General features: G+C 72.0%; 16 protein-coding genes. 5 read left to right on the top strand and 11 right to left on the bottom strand.

Annotated features, from left to right (window positions below; genetic code table 11):
* Positions 1–8: 8 nt before the first annotated feature.
* A complete protein-coding gene (locus tag STRAU_RS21795) occupies positions 9–617 on the bottom strand; it encodes a hypothetical protein (RefSeq protein WP_037661008.1) in 609 nt (202 codons plus the stop codon).
* Between the two features lie 235 nt (positions 618–852).
* Between STRAU_RS21795 and STRAU_RS21790 the strand changes: the two genes are divergently transcribed.
* Positions 853–3,717, top strand: coding sequence for a penicillin acylase family protein (locus tag STRAU_RS21790; RefSeq protein WP_016642537.1), 2,865 nt, complete (start codon positions 853–855; stop codon positions 3,715–3,717).
* Here the strand turns inward: STRAU_RS21790 and STRAU_RS21785 are convergent.
* Both STRAU_RS21785 and STRAU_RS21780 read right to left on the bottom strand, forming a co-directional pair.
* Complete coding sequence (locus STRAU_RS21785; protein ID WP_310592264.1) at positions 3,644–5,017, bottom strand: serine-threonine protein kinase; 1,374 nt, start codon at positions 5,015–5,017, stop codon at positions 3,644–3,646. The genes STRAU_RS21790 and STRAU_RS21785 overlap by 74 nt on opposite strands.
* Before the next feature lie 102 nt (positions 5,018–5,119).
* On the bottom strand, positions 5,120–5,713 hold the full coding sequence (locus STRAU_RS21780; RefSeq protein WP_203227447.1) for a hypothetical protein: 594 nt from the start codon (positions 5,711–5,713) through the stop codon (positions 5,120–5,122).
* Positions 5,714–5,903: 190 nt separating this feature from the next.
* Between STRAU_RS21780 and STRAU_RS21775 the strand changes: the two genes are divergently transcribed.
* Entirely contained in the window at positions 5,904–6,932 is a 1,029-nt protein-coding gene (locus STRAU_RS21775; RefSeq protein ID WP_016642535.1) for a LysR family transcriptional regulator, read from the top strand.
* A gap of 48 nt (positions 6,933–6,980) precedes the next feature.
* Here STRAU_RS21775 and STRAU_RS21770 read toward each other — a convergent pair whose 3' ends face one another.
* Both STRAU_RS21770 and STRAU_RS21765 read right to left on the bottom strand, forming a co-directional pair.
* Positions 6,981–8,306, bottom strand: coding sequence for an erythromycin esterase family protein (locus STRAU_RS21770; RefSeq protein WP_016642534.1), 1,326 nt, complete (start codon positions 8,304–8,306; stop codon positions 6,981–6,983).
* A 136-nt stretch (positions 8,307–8,442) separates the two neighbouring features.
* On the bottom strand, positions 8,443–9,723 hold the full coding sequence (locus tag STRAU_RS21765) for an exo-beta-N-acetylmuramidase NamZ family protein (protein WP_016642533.1): 1,281 nt from the start codon (positions 9,721–9,723) through the stop codon (positions 8,443–8,445).
* A 218-nt stretch (positions 9,724–9,941) separates the two neighbouring features.
* Here STRAU_RS21765 and STRAU_RS21760 point away from each other — a divergent pair, with 218 nt between their 5' ends.
* Both STRAU_RS21760 and STRAU_RS21755 read left to right on the top strand, forming a co-directional pair.
* Complete coding sequence (locus STRAU_RS21760; protein WP_016642532.1) at positions 9,942–10,706, top strand: SDR family oxidoreductase; 765 nt, start codon at positions 9,942–9,944, stop codon at positions 10,704–10,706.
* Positions 10,707–10,824: 118 nt separating this feature from the next.
* Positions 10,825–11,418, top strand: coding sequence for a TetR/AcrR family transcriptional regulator (locus STRAU_RS21755; protein WP_016642531.1), 594 nt, complete (start codon positions 10,825–10,827; stop codon positions 11,416–11,418).
* 51 nt (positions 11,419–11,469) lie between these two features.
* Here STRAU_RS21755 and STRAU_RS21750 read toward each other — a convergent pair whose 3' ends face one another.
* The 3 genes from STRAU_RS21750 to STRAU_RS21740 all read right to left on the bottom strand — a co-directional run bounded on the left by STRAU_RS21750 (position 11,470) and on the right by STRAU_RS21740 (position 14,287).
* Positions 11,470–12,693, bottom strand: a complete 1,224-nt coding sequence (locus STRAU_RS21750) for an acyl-CoA dehydrogenase family protein (RefSeq protein WP_016642530.1) — start codon at positions 12,691–12,693, stop codon at positions 11,470–11,472.
* A gap of 18 nt (positions 12,694–12,711) precedes the next feature.
* Positions 12,712–13,773, bottom strand: a complete 1,062-nt coding sequence (locus STRAU_RS21745; RefSeq protein ID WP_016642529.1) for a phosphotransferase family protein — start codon at positions 13,771–13,773, stop codon at positions 12,712–12,714.
* Positions 13,774–13,990: 217 nt separating this feature from the next.
* Positions 13,991–14,287 (bottom strand): hypothetical protein, encoded by a 297-nt coding sequence (locus tag STRAU_RS21740; RefSeq protein ID WP_037661006.1) that lies wholly within the window; start codon positions 14,285–14,287, stop codon positions 13,991–13,993.
* A gap of 125 nt (positions 14,288–14,412) precedes the next feature.
* Between STRAU_RS21740 and STRAU_RS21735 the strand changes: the two genes are divergently transcribed.
* Complete coding sequence (locus tag STRAU_RS21735) at positions 14,413–15,360, top strand: NADP-dependent oxidoreductase (protein WP_016642527.1); 948 nt, start codon at positions 14,413–14,415, stop codon at positions 15,358–15,360.
* Between the two features lie 49 nt (positions 15,361–15,409).
* Here STRAU_RS21735 and STRAU_RS21730 read toward each other — a convergent pair whose 3' ends face one another.
* From STRAU_RS21730 to STRAU_RS21720, 3 genes are read right to left on the bottom strand one after another with little or no spacing between them, the layout of a single operon-like run.
* Positions 15,410–15,739 (bottom strand): DUF202 domain-containing protein, encoded by a 330-nt coding sequence (locus tag STRAU_RS21730; protein WP_016642526.1) that lies wholly within the window; start codon positions 15,737–15,739, stop codon positions 15,410–15,412.
* Entirely contained in the window at positions 15,727–16,119 is a 393-nt protein-coding gene (locus STRAU_RS21725; RefSeq protein WP_016642525.1) for a YidH family protein, read from the bottom strand. The genes STRAU_RS21730 and STRAU_RS21725 overlap by 13 nt, the downstream gene beginning before the upstream one ends.
* A 20-nt stretch (positions 16,120–16,139) precedes the next feature.
* A complete protein-coding gene (locus tag STRAU_RS21720; protein WP_016642524.1) occupies positions 16,140–16,673 on the bottom strand; it encodes an NUDIX hydrolase in 534 nt (177 codons plus the stop codon).
* Positions 16,674–16,710: the final 37 nt, after the last annotated feature.

The raw sequence follows: 16,710 nt of genomic DNA, 5'->3' as shown, positions 1-16,710 counted from the left end.
CAAGGACCTCATGCCGACACCAGCGCACGCGACGGCCGCATCCGCGCCCGCCGCACCGCATCGGGTGTGAGGACGGGGGCGGGGACCACGATGCCGCAGCTCGTGCAGACGGGGCCGGACGAGGGTTCGTGCGCCAGGCCGTAACGCCATTCGAGGGCCGCGTCGCCGCACACGGGACAGGCGGCGCCCGGCTCTCGCTCCAGAGCGGTGATCAGTTTGCGCAGCACGTCGGCGAGCGGCGCGGACGGGTGCACACCGGGGTCGTCGCACCAGGCGACCCCGCACCCGCCCCACGTGCAGCGGTGCCAGTCGTCGTCGCTGCCGGGGCGGCGGAGCCCGTCGTGCTTCTCCTTGCGGCGGCGCCGCGCGAAGCCCTCCTCGTAGGCGAGCCACACGCCGCGGGCCGCCTCCAGTTCGTCGAGCGCGGCCACCAGCCGCGCCGGGTCGGGCGAGCGGTCCTCGGGACCGAACCCCGCGCGGGAGCACAGGTGGTCCCAGGTCGCCCGGTGGCCATAAGGGGCGAATCTCTCCAGGCACTTGCGCAGTGAGTACCGCCGCAGTGCCAGGTCGCTGTAGGGGTCGCGCACCTGTCTCGCGAGACTCCGGAATCCGGCCATCGCCCTGCACCTCCGTCACACGTTCTCGGACGTCGCCTTGGACCCAAGGGGCATCGAGTAGACGTATCGACTCACGTTTTGGTGCCATCCGATTTTCGATGGCTTCCCATCAGCGCGTTCCCCGCAGGTCAGCGGAGATGCGTGTGGTGGTTGTGAAAAGGCGACGGTTGTTCATCTTTCCGGTTCGGCAACTCGACAGTAACCTCCGCCGCGACGGCCTTCCGGAGGAGCACCTATGCGACGACGCATCGCACGGCTCAGAACCCTCACCACGTCAGCGGCCCTGGTTCTCGGGGCCTCCCTGCTGCTCGCGCCAGGACCAGGCGCCGCCGCGGCCGAGCCCCCGCCCGTCACCGACTACTGCGGCGACAACTGCGCGGACATCCTGCCGCCCGGCGCGAACGGCAACGCGACCCTCGCCGAGATCCTCAGCCACCGCCTCCTCGGCACCCAGCCGGCGCACGCCGACGACCAGTTGGGGCCGTACGACGCGCTGTCGTCCGGCTATCCATCGCTCACCGACGACAAACTCACCGAGTTCTTCAACGACGCCTCCTTCGGCGTCGATCCCGACCAGGTGGCCTCCGTCACCAAGCCCCGCGGCGACGTGACGATCACCCGTGACAAGAAGTACGGCATCCCGCACATCCAGGGCACCACGCGCTACGGCACCGAGTTCGGCGCGGGCTTCGCCGCCGGACAGGACCGGCTGTGGCTCATCGACCTGTTCCGGCACATCGGCCGCGGCGAGCTGACCTCGTTCGCGGGCGGCGCCCCCGCCAACCAGGGCCTGGAGCAGCAGTTCTGGCCGCAGGCCCCGTACACCGAGAAGGACCTGGAACGGCAGGTCGAGTACATCAAGTCCACGCAGGGCGAGCGCGGCCGGCAGGCCATGGAGGACGCGCAGGCGTACGTCGACGGCCTGAACGCCTACCGCGAGAAGTCCAAGAACGGCCGCTACTTCCCCGGCGAGTACGTCCTCACCGGCAAGATCGACGCGATCACGAACGTCGGCGAGATCCAGCCCTTCAAGGTCACCGACATGATCGCGCTCGCCTCGGTGGTCGGCGGCCTGTTCGGCAACGGCGGCGGGGGAGAGGTGGAGTCCGCGCTCTCCCTGCTCGCGGCGCAGCAGAAGTACGGCGTCGAGAAGGGCACCGAGGTCTGGGAGACCTTCCGCAGCCGCAACGACCCGGAGACCGTGCAGACCATCAACGACGGCACCAGCTTCCCGTACGCGGGCAAGCCCGAGAAGGCACGCGGCACCGCGCTGCCCGACGCCGGGTCGGTGCGGCGCGAGCAGCTCGTGTACGACCGCGAGGGCGGCGCCACTGCGACCGCGAAGGGGGCGGCGAAGGCGCCGAAGGACCCCGTGAAGGCCCCGAAGAAGCTCAAACCGCTCCAGGGCGTGTACGACGACGGCGTGCTGCCCGCCGACCTGTTCGGCGGCGCGCCCGGCACGCCCGGCGCGGGCAACCCCGCGAACAAGAAGGGCATGTCGAATGCCCTGCTCGTCTCCGGCAAGCACACCGAGAGCGGCCACCCCGTCGCCGTCTTCGGCCCGCAGACCGGCTACTTCGCGCCCCAGCTCCTGATGCAGCAGGAGCTCCAGGGCCCCGGCATCAGCGCGCGCGGCGTCTCCTTCGCGGGCGTCGGCATGTACGTCCAGCTCGGCCGCGGCCAGGACTACGCGTGGTCGGCGACGTCCGCCGGGCAGGACATCACGGACACGTACGCCGTCGAGCTGTGCGCGCCCGGCGGCGGGACGCCGGGCAAGGACGCGACCCACTACCTCTACCGCGGCACCTGCACCCCGATGGAGAAGCTGGAGCGCAAGAACGCCTGGAAGCCCACCCTCGCCGACTCGACGGCCGCGGGCTCCTACCGCATGCAGGTCTTCCGCACGAACTACGGCATCGTCACGCACCGGGCCACCGTCGACGGCAAGCCCGTCGCGTACGTCGCGCTGCGCTCCACCTATCGGCACGAGGCCGACTCGATCATCGGCTTCCAGATGCTCAACGATCCCTCGTACGTCAAGGACGCCGCGTCCTTCAAGAAGGCGGCAGAGAACATCTCCTACGCCTTCAACTGGTTCTACGCCGACTCGCGCGACGTCGCGTACTACAACAGCGGCGCCAACCCCGAGCGCGCCGACGGCATCGACCCGTCCTTCCCGGTCAAGGCCCAACAGGCTTACGAATGGCGGGACTTCGACCCGAAGGACAACACCTCGGCGCAGACACCGCCCGCCGAGCACCCGAACTCCGTCAACCAGGACTACTACATCTCCTGGAACAACAAGCAGGCGAAGGACTTCAGCGCCTCCGGCTTCGGCATGGGCGCCGTGCACCGCGGCGACCTGCTCGACGACCGGGTGAAGAAGCTCGTCGACGAGGGCGGCGTCACCCGCTCCTCCCTCACCCAGGCCATGGCGGAGGCCGCCGTCACCGACCTGCGCGGCGAGCAGGTCCTTCCCGAGCTGCTGAAGGTGGTGCGCGGCAAGCCGATCGACGACCCCCAACTGGCCAAGGCCGTCCAGCAGTTGGAGGCATGGCACAAGGCGGGGTCGCAGCGCAGGGAGACCGCGCGGGGCTCCCACGCCTACGCGCACCCCGACGCCGTACGCGTCATGGACGCCTGGTGGCCGCGGCTCGTCGAGGCCGCGTTCAAGCCCGGACTCGGCCCGGATCTCTACGGGGCGCTGACCGCGCAGCTCGGCGTGGACGAGGCGCCGTCGGCCGGGCACGGCCCGACCGGCGCGCACGCCGGATCGGCCTTCCAGTACGGCTGGTGGGGCTACGCGGACAAGGATCTGCGGACCGTGCTCGGGCAGCCGGTGAAGGGCTGGACCAAGACCGCGTACTGCGGTGACGGCAAGCTCGACGCCTGCCGGGACACGCTCCTGAAGACCCTGGGCCAGGCCGTCGCCACACCGGCATCAGAGGTCTATCCCGGTGACGCCAGTTGTAAGGCGGGCGACCAGTGGTGCGCGGACGCCGTGATCCACCGCGCGCTCGGCGGCATCACGCACCGGGCCGTCCAGTGGCAGAACCGGCCGACGTACCAGCAGGTCGTGGAGTTCCCCCGGCACCGCTGAGCGTCACCGGGCGGCGAGGGCGATCCGTCCCGCGGCGCACACGGCACGTGCCAGTTCCTCGTGACAGATGTCGCTGTGCGCGCCGTCGGGCGGGCCGCCCCGCCCCCCGCCGCACCACGCCCGCCGCGTCCACGCTCACGCACCCGCGCGCCGGCAGCGCCTCGCCGAGCCGCACCCGCCGGGCCCCGTCGACGGCCCTGATCCCGTCGAAGCCGAGGGCGCCCCACCGCTCCCACAGGTTGAGGAAGCCCGCGGAGTCCCCGGCGAGCTTGGAGGCGAGCGGATAGAACTTGCCGAGCGCGTCGTCGTGACGCGAGTAACAGCACATCAGCGGGCCGTCGACGCGCCGCTGCACCCCGCTCAGGGCACCGCCGCGCGACCGGTCGTGCGGCAGCCGGGCGCTGAAGGCGTAGTGCGAGAAGGCCCCCTGGAGCAGCGTCGTGGACTTCACGCAGCGCACCCCGGCGGGCATGCCGCGCAGCCCGTACGACACCAGGCGGGCGCCGAAGCTGTGCCCGACGAGATGCACGCGGATGTCCGGCACGTCACGGGCGAGCAGCCCCAGGGTGGCGCCGAGGCCCAACTGGCCGATGGCACCGGCCCGGCGCTTCATCGCGTAGTACGTGGCCTGCCGCAGCAGTTCCTTGGCGCCGTTCCACAGCCGCCCGCGCAGGCCGCCGAGGATCTCCTGGCCGCCGGTGCCCCCGAGGTCGTCCAGCATGGCGAGGAACACCTCGCAGACCTCGACGGCGTCGTCGGTGAGCATGGCGGGCTCGCCCGCGCCGAGGTCGTCGCCGAACTCGTGCGCCGGGCTCGACTCGCGCACCGCCACGAGGTCGCGGACGTGCCGCGCGAACTCGTCCAGGCGTGAGCGGACTGCGGAGCGCTCCTGGAGCAGGCGGGCGAGGCGGTCGATGCGCGCCGCGTTCGCCGGGCCGGGGAACACCACCTCCAGGAGGCGGCGGGTGGGCTCGTCGAGGGTGGGATCACCGGGGTCGCGGGGAACTCCGGGAGGCGCCGCGGAGGGCTCGAAGTCGGGGATCGGCTCGTCGGGGAAGCGGATCGCGGGCCACAGGATCCCGGTGTAGCCGAGGCGCACCCCGGGCCCCGCGAGCCGGTCGAACGGCTCGAAGAAGCGCCGGTACAGGCTCCGGGCCGTCCGCTGGTCGTTGTTCCAGCCGTGCGCGAACACCAGCAGATCGGTGACGCGTTCGGTCTCCGCTCCGGAAAGGAGCCGGCCACGCTGCGCGGCGTCGACGTCTCCGTCGGCGTCGAAGGTCAATTCCCAGTAGGGCTGCACGACCGCATCGTCCTGCGGTCCCGCCCCGGTGAGAAGACGTCGCGGCACAACACGCGTGAGCCGGTGCCGTCCCCCGGGTGGCGGCACCGGCTCACGCGTGGATCAGGAGACGGGAGGCCCCGCCTTGCGTTCGCGGGCGTAACGGTTGATCGGCGGCAGCCAGCAGAGCACGATCGCCACCAGCGTCGCGAGCAGCGCCACGAAGCTGAACGCCATGACGGATTCGGGTTCGTAGTCACCCAAGATGAGGATATGGGGGAACAGTGCGACGACGCCCGAAATGGTAATGAGGACGCGCGCCCACGTGGCCGCGTTCTTGCGGACGCAGAGCGTGAATATCAGCACGCAGACAGCGGTGAAAATGGCGAATCCGGCGCGCGCCGAGAGAGTCCCGGCGCGCTCGCTGACGAGCTCGTCCCAGATGGGACCGGACAGCGTCTTGATGTCGGCCGCTGTCGTATTCGACGGGAGTCCGACGACGTCCGGGTGGTCGTCGATGACATCCCTGATGTTCTCGTCGGCCAGATCATTGCCGCCGGCGAAGACGAGTACCGCGCCGATCACGGCGGACACCGCGGAAATGACAGAGGTCCAGACCAGAGCGGTGAGGGAGCCGGGCCGCCGGACCGCGCGGGCTGCGCGGGCCGCGCTGCGGGGACCGACCGGCGGCGCGGGCGCGGCCTGGTAATGACTCACGGGTACAACTCTCCTCGCAGAGATGAAGGTTCGAGTGGGATTGGCTCGACCTTTCCATGGGTACCTCGAACGCAGCCAGTATTTTCTGGAAGAAATCCCCAGATAATTTCGGGTGATCCGTGGATCAGTTTCCGCGGCGGCTATGCTGCAATGCCTAAAACTCAGAGGGAGTTGGAGAGAGTAAGTCAGCATGGCCTTAACAGGTCCCACGCAGTACCCCGCGGAACTGCTGGACACCACCATGGATCAACTACGGACGCTGCTCGCCGTGTACGAGACCGGCACGGCGCTCGCCGCCGCGCGCCAGCTCGGCCGCGAACAGTCCAGCGTGCAGAAGCAACTGGACACGATGAACCGCACGTTCGGCGCGCTCTGCGGGGAGGCGCTGGTGCTCAAGCGGGGCCGCGGCAAGGACGTCCTGTTCACCGCCACCGGCGAGCATCTGGTCGAGCTGGCGCGCAGCACGCTGTCCGCCTGGTCGGACGGCATCAACGACGCGCGCCGCCGCCTCGGGCGCACCCTCTCGGTCGGCTCGACCCGCTACACGCTGGGCTTCCTCCTCGACGCCGTGGAGCGCGTCAGCGACATCTACGAACGCCGGGGCGTCGACCTGAAAGTCACGCACGTGCGCACCGGCGACCTCTTCGCCCGCTTGCAGTCCAAGGAGCTGGACCTGGTGTGCGGCAGCATCGTCGTCACCGAGGGGCAGGAGGCCGAGCTGGATCCGTACGAGATCGTGGAGTGGCGCCGCAGCGGCCTGTCGATCCTGACGAACCTGCCGCCGGAGAAGCTGCCGGGCCCCTCCGCCGACACCGTCAACGCCAGCGACCTGCCCGCCCTGCCCCTGGTGGTCTCCGCCGGCGGCCTCATCGCCCGCTTCCTCACCGCCTGGTACGGCGCCGACTTCCGCAAGGTGATGACCATCGCGGCCGAGATCGAGGCCGCGCACTACGGCTTCGAGCTGCTGCGCTCCGGCCTGGTCAGCGGGGCGATGCTCGTCACCCGCGGCATCGCGGAGGCCGCCGAGTCCGGCAGCCTCCCCGAGGCCGGGGGGCTGCGCCGGCTCGACGTGATCGGCGACGTCGGCCCGCGCACCGAGGTCCTCGTGGGCGTCTTCACCCGGAGCGGGGACCGCGCCTCGTACGACGCGGGCCACCCGCTGAACCTGCTGTGGGACGCCCTGGCGAAGGACAACGAGCGCTGGTGGCTGAGCCGTTGAGGGGCCGGGCCACCGGCGCTCGTCACTCCGGCCGGTGGGCGGCCGTCGTCACTTCGGCCGGTGGGCGGCCGTCGTCTTGTGCAGGTGGATGAGGATGTCGTGCGTGGCCCCGAGCCGGATCGGGTACGGGCCGTCGGGGTAGGCGGTGCCGATGCTGCGTGTGGGGCGTGCCTTGTCCAGCCACTTCCGGGCGGCGGCGGGCGCGTTCCGGGCGTCCACGTAGTAGTCGTCGTAGGACACCTTGTCGAGCGTGTGCTCGTTCATGCCGCGCCCGGCCGCGCCCACGGTCCGCGGCTTCCACGTCTGGTCCTGGGTGCCCGTCGCCATGAACGAGCCCCGATTGAAGGTGAATCCGATGCTCCGGTACTTCGGCCCGAAGGCGTCCCGCAGGAAGGCTCCCTGCATCTTCGGGTAGTTCGGATCGCGCGACTCGTACCCGACGTGGGCGTTGTGCGCCGACGCGAGCACCTTGTGACCGGTCTGCCGCTGCCACCACGCCGTGTTCTCCGCCATGATCCGGTCGCGGTACAGCATCGCGCCGCGCACCCCTTCGGGCGTCTCGGTGTCGAAGGCGTAGATGTCCGCGGTCTGCATGATGGAGCGGGCGTCCTGAAGCACATACGCGGACTTCGCGCCCGTGCGCTCCGGCTTGAGGCCCCGCACCAGTTCGTACGCCGCCCTCGCCTGCCGCGCCAGCCGGGCGCGTTCGGCCAGGGGCAGGCCCTGGTGGGCGTCGCCGTCCGTCACCTTCCGCAGCGGGGCGTACAACGCCTTGATCCGGCCGAGCAGTTCGGGCTTGTGGCGGCGCACGTGGTCGGTCACCGCGTCGAACAGCTCGGTGCCCATCTCGGGGTTGTTGAGGTCGTTGCCGAGGAAGCGCAGCTGACGGTCCGGGTGCCGCTCGTTGTACTGCCGCATCCAGGTGAGCAGCTCGATGTACTCCTCGTTGTACCAGGGGCCCTTCGACAGTTCCCGGCGGGCCAGCTCGCGCACATCGCCCTTGCCGCCGCGCACATAGGCGTCGAAGCGCTGCCCGGTCGTCCAGCTCACCTCCAGGGCGAAGGTCCTGAAGCCCTTCTCCTTCACGAGGTGGCGGAAGAGCCGGTCCTTCATGGTGAAGAACTCGTGCGTGCCGTGGGTGGCCTCACCGAGGCCGACCACCTTGGCGTCGCCCACCATCCGGCCGAGCGGCCGCAGATCCTTCGTCGAGCCGCCGGGCCCGGTGGCGCGCAGCGGGTGCGCGGCACTCTCGATCGCCCGCACCGGGTCGTCCGCGCGCGGCTCCGCCCCGGCGGCCGCCGGGGCGAGCAGCGCCCCCGCGCCGACCGCGGTGACCAGTACCAGCGAGGCCCGTATAGGGGCGGTCCGTGCCATGTTCGTCCTCCTGGGGTGATGTTCCCTCACGGAAGATCACGATCCTGGAAGGCGGCCCGCGCGGGCCATCCGGAGGACTCCCCGGCCCGGGGTGGGGTTCGCCCCACCACGCTGCTGCCGCTACCGGTAGCCACCGCTACCGGTAGTGGAGATGGCGCTCGCGTACGCCCCGGAAGCGGGCGAGGCCGGCCTGCCACGCGCCCACCACCTCGTCGGTGTCCGCGCCCGCGTCGATCATCGTGCGCACCGTCGCCGACCCCGTGAGCCGGTCGATCCAGCGGTCCGGGCGCCACGCGAAGCCCCGCCACACCCGCTTCGCGGTCACCAGGAGCGCGATGCCGGTGCGCACGGGGTCGTAGCTCTCCCGGTCGTGTACGTGGAGTTGTACGCCGCCGACGGTGCGGCCCGCGAACTTGGAGAACGACGGCGCGAAGTACGCCTCCCTGAAGTGCACGCCGGGCAGGGCGAGTTCGGCGGCTGCGGCCGCCCAGCTCCCGTCGATGCCCACCGCGCCGAGCAGCTCGAACGGCCGCGTCGTGCCCCGGCCCTCGGACAGGTTCGTGCCCTCGAAGAGACAGGTGCCCGGATAGACGAGCGCCGTCCCGGGAGTCGGCATGTTCGGGCTCGGCGGCACCCACGGCAGCCCCGAGGCGTCGAAGAAGTCCGCCCGCCGCCACCTGGACATCCACACGACGTCCAGCGCCACCGGCCGCTCCAGGAACTCGGCGTTGAACACCCGTGCCAGTTCGCCGACCGTCATCCCGTGCGCCAGCGCGACCGGCTCGCGCCCGACGAACGACGCGAACCGCCGCTCCAGGACGGGCCCGGACGCGTCCCGGCCCGCCACCGGGTTCGGCCGGTCGAGCACCACGAGGCGCTTGCCCGCGAGGCTCGCCGCCCGCATGCAGTCGTACAGCGTCCAGATGTACGTGTAGCAGCGCGCGCCCACGTCCTGGAGGTCGAAGACCACCGTGTCCACGCCCGCCGCCGTGAACACCGCAGCCAGCTCGCGGCCGCTCCTGCGGTACGTGTCGTACACGGGCAGCCCTGTCGCCGGGTCGTCGTGACGCCCCTCGGACCCGCCCGCCTGCGCCGTCCCGCGGAAGCCGTGCTCGGGCCCGAACACGGCGACCAGATCGACGCGTTCGTCGGCGTGCAGCACGTCCACGATGTGCCGGACGTCACGGGTCACACCGGTGGGATTGGTGACGACGCCGACGCGGTGGCCCGCCAGGAGGGCGAATCCGTCGTCGGCCAGACGCTCGAAGCCGGTGCGGGTGCGGGGGTGGGCGTGACCGGGGTCCCGGGGCGGGGCGGCGGCCGGGGCGGTGGCGGCCGGAGCCGCGGCGGCCGTGCCGGGCGTCGGCAGGGCGGTGGCCGAGGTGGCGGCGAGCAGGCGTCGCCGGGACAGGGGCATGCGCGATGACCTCCCGGAACACGGTGGCGTACCAGGCCCCGCACGCTAGCGCGCGCACCCCGGCGGGCAGCCGAACGTGGCCGGGCGGCCCCCTTTCGCCCGACATACCGACCGGTTAGTCTGCCGTGAAGTGTGATCGCCCAGAGCGTGATCGCCCGGTCCGTGACCGCCCCCGGCGTGATCGACCGCAGCGTGTTCGAGGCCGAAGGAGACCGCCCGTGGAGAGCCTGCAGGGCAAGGGAGTCGTCGTCACCGGTGCCGGGAGCGGGATCGGGGCCGCGCTGGCCCGCCGCTTCGCCGCGGCCGGGGCCCGCGTCGTCGTCAATGACCTGGACGCGGCCAGAGCGGGGGCCGTGGCCGACGAGGTGGGCGGCGTCGCCGTGCCGGGGGACGCCTCCGTGGTCGTCGCCGACGCCCTCGCCGCGCTCGACGGCTCCGTCGACGTGTACTGCGCCAACGCGGGCCTGGCGTCCGGCGGCACCGAGGCCGCGGACGAGCGGGTGTGGGCCGACGCCTGGGACGTGAACGTGATGGCGCACGTGCGGGCCGCGCACGCGCTGGTGCCCGGCTGGCTGGAGCGGGGCGAGGGCCGGTTCGTGTCGACGGTGTCCGCGGCCGGGCTGCTCACGATGGTGGGCGCCGCGCCGTACAGCGTCACCAAGCACGGGGCGTACGCCTTCGCCGAATGGCTGTCCCTGACGTACCGTCACCGCGGCCTCAAGGTGCACGCGATCTGCCCGCAGGGCGTGCGCACGGACATGCTCACCGCCGCGGGTTCGGCGGGCGAACTCGTCCTCGCGCCCACCGCCGTCGAGCCGGAGGACGTCGCCGACGCGCTGTTCGCCGGCATGGCCGAGGACCGCTTCCTGATCCTGCCGCACCGGGAGGTCGCCGCGTACTACCAGGCGCGGGCCGCGACACCGGACAAGTGGCTCACCGGCATGAACCACATCCAGCAGAAGTGGGAGGCGTCCGAGCGGTGAGCGTCCTCGTGGAGCCGCCGAAGACCGGGAGTGGGAAGATCCTCCGGCGGGAACCGCGTTCTCGCCAGTGAAGACGACGGAAGACGGAAGACCATGAACGGAAGGCAGGTGGCGGCAAGTGGCCAGAACGACGGACGGTGACGGCACGCCCGTCCCGCAGCGGCTGCTCGCCGCCGCCACCCGGCTCTTCGCCGACCGCGGCTACGACCGTACGTCCGTGCAGGAGATCGTCGAGGCGGCCGGCGTCACCAAGGGCGCGCTGTACCACTACTTCGGGTCGAAGGACGACCTGCTGCACGAGGTGTACGCGCGGATGCTGCGGGTGCAGCAGGAGCGGCTCGATGCGTTCGCCGACGCGGACGAGCCGGTGGAGCGGCGGCTGCGGGACGCGGCGGCCGACGTGGTCGTCACCACCATCGCCAACCTCGACGACGCCGCGATCTTCTTCCGGTCGATGCATCACCTCAGCCCGGAGAAGCACAAGCAGGTACGGGCGGAGCGGCGGCGGTACCACGAGCGGTTCCGGGCACTGATCGAGGAGGGCCAGGAGGCCGGTGTCTTCTCCACGGCGACCCCGGCCGACCTGGTCGTGGACTACCACTTCGGCTCGGTCCACCACCTGTCGACGTGGTACCGCCCCGACGGCCCCCTGACACCGCAGCAGGTCGCGGACCACCTGGCGGACCTGCTGCTGCGGGCGCTGCGGCCGTAGGCGCGGCCCGTGTGGGGTGACGGGCCGACGGCCCGTCACCCCACACCGGAATCAGACGTACTTCTTCAGCTCCCGCCGCGCCAGCGACCGCTGGTGCACCTCGTCGGGGCCGTCGGCCAGGCGCAGGGTGCGGGCCGCCGCCCACAGCTCCGCGAGCGGGAAGTCCTGGCTCACTCCGCCCGCCCCGTGCAGCTGCACGGCCCGGTCCAGGATGTCCACGACGGCCCGGGGCGTGGCGATCTTGATGGCCTGGATCTCGGTGTGCGCCCCCTTGTTGCCCACGGTGTCCATGAGCCACGCCGTCTTGAGCACCAGCAGCCGCACCTGCTCGACGGCGACCCGCGCGTCCGCGATCCACTCCCGCACCACGCCCTGCTGGGCGAGCGGCTTGCCGAAGGCGGTGCGCTCCACCGCCCGGCGGCACATCAGCTCGATGGCCCGCTCGGCCATGCCGATGAGCCGCATGCAGTGGTGGATGCGGCCGGGCCCGAGCCGCGCCTGGGCGATGGCGAAGCCGCCGCCCTCCTCCCCGACGAGATTCGTCACGGGCACCCGCACCTCGTCGAAGACCACCTCCGCGTGGCCGCCGTGGTAGTGGTCCTCGTACCCGTACACCCGCATGGCGCGGCGCACTTCGACGCCGGGGGTGTCGCGCGGGACGAGCACCATCGACTGCTGGCGGCGGATGTCGGGCCCGTCCGGGTCGGTCTTGCCCATGACGATGAAGATCTTGCAGTGGGGGTTCATCGCCCCGGAGATGTACCACTTGCGTCCGGTGATGACGTACTCGTCGCCCTCGCGCCGGATGTGCGTGGTGATGTTCGTGGCGTCCGACGAGGCCACCTCGGGCTCCGTCATGGCGAACGCCGAGCGGATCTCGCCCGCGAGCAGCGGCTCCAGCCACTGCTTCTTCTGCTCCTCGGAGCCGAACTGGGCAAGCACCTCCATGTTGCCGGTGTCCGGCGCCGCGCAGTTGAGGGCGGTAGGCGCCAACTGCGGGCTGCGGCCGGTGATTTCGGCGAGCGGCGCGTACTGGAGGTTCGTCAGGCCCGCGCCGTACGCGCCGTCCTCGCTGTCCGGCAGGAAGAGGTTCCACAGGCCCTGGCGGCGGGCCTCGGCCTTGAGTTCCCCGACCACGGCGGGCGTGTCCCACGGCGAGGCGAGCGCGGCGCGCTGCTCCTCGGCCACGCGCTCCGCCGGCAGGACGTGCTCGTCCATGAAGGCGAGCAGCCGGGCGCGCAGTTCCTCGGTGCGGGCGTCGAATGCGAAGTCCATTGGGGTGTCCGGTTCCTCTCAGCCTTCGTTCAGGGTGGTCAGGCCGTGCTCGATGAAGACGGGCACAAGATCGCCGATGCGGTCGAAGCCCGCGCCGACCGTCTGGCCGAGCGTGTAGCGGTAGTGGATGCCCTCCAGGATCACGGCGAGCTTGAACCACGCGAACGCGGTGTACCAGGAGAGGGCGGAGACGTCCCGGCCCGAGCGGGCCGCGTAGCGCTCGATCAGCTCGGCCGGGTCCGGATGGCCGGGCGCGCCCGCCGTGGTGCTGACGGGGGAGTCGGGCAACTCCAGGCGCACGCTGTACATCACGAGCAGCCCCAGGTCGGTGAGCGGATCGCCGAGCGTGGACATCTCCCAGTCGAGGACGGCCGTGATGCGGTCGGCGCCGTCCGCCCCGTCCGCCCCGTCCGCGGCGTCGATGAGGACGTTGTCCAGGCGGTAGTCGCCGTGCACCACGGTGGGCGCGGGGGAGGTGGGCAGCGCCCGGCCGAGAGCCGCGTGCAGCTCCTCGACGCCCGCGAGCTCCCGCCCGCGCGAGGCGGCCAACTGCTTGCCCCAGCGCCGCAGTTGGCGGTCCAGGAAGCCCTCGGGCCGGCCGAAGTCCCCGAGCCCGACCGACTCCGGGTCCACGGCGTGCAGGTCGACCAGCGTGTCGACGAGGCCGAGCACCGCGGCGCGGGTGCGCTCCGGGCCGAGCGACGCGAGCTGCTCGGCCGTGCGGTAGGGCGTGCCCTCCACGAACTCCATCACGTAGAAGGGCGCGCCGAGCACCTCCTCGTCCTCGCACAGCAGCACCGGCCGCGGCACCGGCACGTCGGTGGGGTGCAGGGCGCTGATGACCCGGTGCTCGCGCCGCATGTCGTGCGCGGTGGCGAGGACATGGCCCAGCGGCGGGCGGCGCACCACCCAGCGTCCGGTGCCGTCCGAGACGGCGTACGTGAGGTTCGACCGGCCGCCCTCGATCAGCCGGGCGGTGAGCGGCCGGTCGCCCAGCAGGCCCGGGCGTTCGCGGTCGAGATGGCCGCGCAGCCGGTCGAGGTCGAGGCCGGGCGGGCCGGCGGGACGGTCTGGGCTCATGGGCGAATCGCTCCTGATCGTGAACGGCGGAGGACGGACTGCGGACGGTGGCGCGAACGTGCTTGGCGTTCATGATGCCGACCAGTCGGTATGTCGTCCAGAGAGCCTGGCTCGAACGTGATCAGGATCGCGGGGGGCAAGGGTGGGCGCCCGGCCGGGGGAAGGGGTGACCGGGCGCCTCTCGGGGGTTGGATCAGGTGCTGTCGCGGCAGGCGCGTCAGTGGTCGTCCCAGTGGCCGTCGTGCTCGGCGTGCCGGTGGCCGTCGTGCACGTAGTCCACGTGGTCGCCGTGCGTCACGGCCGGGTGGCCGCAGCCGTCGCCGTGCCGGTGCTCGTGGCCCTCGTGGGTGACGTGCGAGCCTGGCTCGCACTCGTCGTAGTGGCCGCCGTGGGCGCGGTGCAGATGGCCGTCGTGCGCGTAGTCGACGTGGTCGCCGTGCGGGACCTCGGTGTGCCCGCAGGCCGGGCCGTGGGCGTGGTCGTGGGCCGGGTGTTCCTGGTGGAGCGTGGTCATGACGTACACCTTCTGTGGGCCGGATGACTCTCTCAGGCTAGCCCCAGATGACTGTTTCATCCCATTGTGAAAGCGTTTCGCATACTTCTGTGACTCCGTGAGGCGACCACTCCGTAAGGCGAGCGATGAAAGCGATCAGCTACCACGCGTACGGCGGGCCCGAGGTCCTCGAGTACGGCGATGTGCGCGACCCGAAGGTCGGCCCCGACAGCGTCCTGGTGAAGGTGCGGGCCGCCGCCGTCAACCCCGTCGACCACAAGTGCCGCGAGGGGCACCTCGACGGGATCCTCGACGCCGCCTTCCCGGTGATCCCGGGCTGGGACGTGGCGGGCGTGGTGGTCCAGCCGGGGGCCGCCGTCCCGGAATTCGCCGTCGGCGACGAGGTCATCGGCTACGTACGGGAGGACTTCCTCTCCCGCGGTACCTTCGCCGAGTACGTGGCGGCTCCCGTGCGCACGCTCGCGCGCAAGCCGCGCAACCTGACCTTCGAGGAGGCCGCGGGGCTGCCGCTGGCCGGGCTCACCGCGTACCAGGTGCTCCACCGGGCGCTCGCCGTCACCGAGGGTGACATCGTGCTCGTGCACGCCGCCGCGGGCGGCGTCGGCTCCTTCGCCGTGCAGCTCGCCCGGCACGCGGGCGCCCGCGTGATCGGCACCGCGAGCGAGCGCAACCACGACTTTCTGCGCGAGCTCGGCGCGGAGCCGGTCGAGTACGGGGAAGGGCTCGCCGGTCGCGTGCACGCCCTCGCCCCCGAGGGCGTCGACGCCGCCTTCGACACGATCGGCGGCGAGACGCTCCGCGTCTCCGCGGACCTCCTCGCCCCCGGCGGCCGCCTCGCCTCCGTCGCGGACGGCTCCGTCGTCGGCCTCGGCGGCCAGTACTGCTTCGTACGTCCCGACGCGGCGGACCTGCACCGCCTCACCGAACTGGCCGAACAGGACGTCCTCACCGTCCACGTCGACGAGGCGTTCCCCCTGGAACGCGCGGCGGACGCCCACCGGCTGAGCGAGGAGGGGCGCACCCGCGGGAAGATCGTGGTGACGGTGGACTGGGGGGAGGACGGGGGGAGTTGAGCGGCGGTGGCGCCCCGGACGCGGTCCACCGGTCGACCGGCGCGACCCGCTAAAGGATCATGGCCACCGCGCACACCGCGAGCGCCGCCGTGCACAGGGCCGCCGCCGTGGCGGTGCGCGGGCCGATCGCGGGCGGGCGTCCCGTCGTCAGAGCGGTCATCCTGCGGTGTCCGACGGCCAGGAAGCCGAGCCACAGCAGCAGGCACAGCGCGCACGCGACGACATCCACCGCCGATGCGCCGTCGTGCAGCGCCGCACGCGCGCCGAGCACCGCGGCCACCGTCCACGTCAGCGTCGTACGCCGCCACGCGAGCCGGGTGCGCTCCGGCTGGAGCCCCGGGTCCCGGGGCGGGGACGCGTGGGCGCTCACCCCTCCCATCCGAACACCACGATCACCACCATGGCCAGCGCGACCACCGCCACGACCACGCCGAGCAGCGCGGGGAAGCGGGACGCGGGCAGGTCCTCGCCGCGCCGCATGGCCCGCTCGCAGCGCACCCAATGGTTGACCGCGCGCAGCGAGCAGAGCACCCCGGCGCCGAGCAGCGCGAGGGCGAGGCCGACGCGCACCCCCCAGCGCAGGTCGGGCAGGAACTGGTCCACGGCGAAGCCGCCGCCGATCAGGGCCAGCGCGGTGCGCAGCCACGCGAGGAAGGTGCGTTCGTTGGCGAGCGAGAAGCGGTAGTCGGGCGTGTCGCCCTCCTGCCGGATCCGCTCGGGGGCGAACCACAGCCGGAGGCTCTGTACGAAGGTGCTCACCGTTGCACGATAGGTCGCGCTCAGCCGGCGGCGCGGAACGCGCGCAGCCGCTCGTACGCGTCGAGGCCGTCCGGGACCCACTGCCACTCGCCGGCCCGCCGCGCCAGTTCCTCGTCCGTGAGGAAGTCGTGCCAGGCCACCTCCTCGCGCTGCGGGCTGACCGGAGCCGTGCAGCGCACCTCGTACACGGACGACCACCAGGTGCGGCCCGCCCCGTCGTCGTACAGGAACTTGAACAGGGGCACGGGGCGGGGGAGCGCGGTGACGCCGAGTTCCTCCTGCGCCTCGCGCAGCGCCGCGTCGTCGTACGACTCGCCCGCCGCGACGACGCCGCCGACGAACATGTCGTACAGCGAGGGGAAGACCAGCTTGGTCGGGGTGCGGCGGTGCACGAAGACTCGCCCCTGGGCGTCTCTTGCCTCGATGAACGCGCAGCGGTGCCGTAGGCCGCGGGCGTACACCTCGCCGCGTGGGGCCCGTCCCACGACGTTGTCGTCCTCGTCGACGACGTCCAGCATCTCGTCCGCCGGGTCGGCGGGGCCGTCCGTACTCATCCCCCCATCCAACCTCACGCCACGGGGGCTCCGCCCC

Source organism: Streptomyces aurantiacus JA 4570, from assembly GCF_000414115.1.
Taxonomy (GTDB): Bacteria; Actinomycetota; Actinomycetes; order Streptomycetales; family Streptomycetaceae; genus Streptomyces; species Streptomyces aurantiacus_A.
The sequence above is the reverse complement of the archived record's forward strand: the minus strand, read 5'-3'. Positions and strand labels throughout refer to the sequence as shown.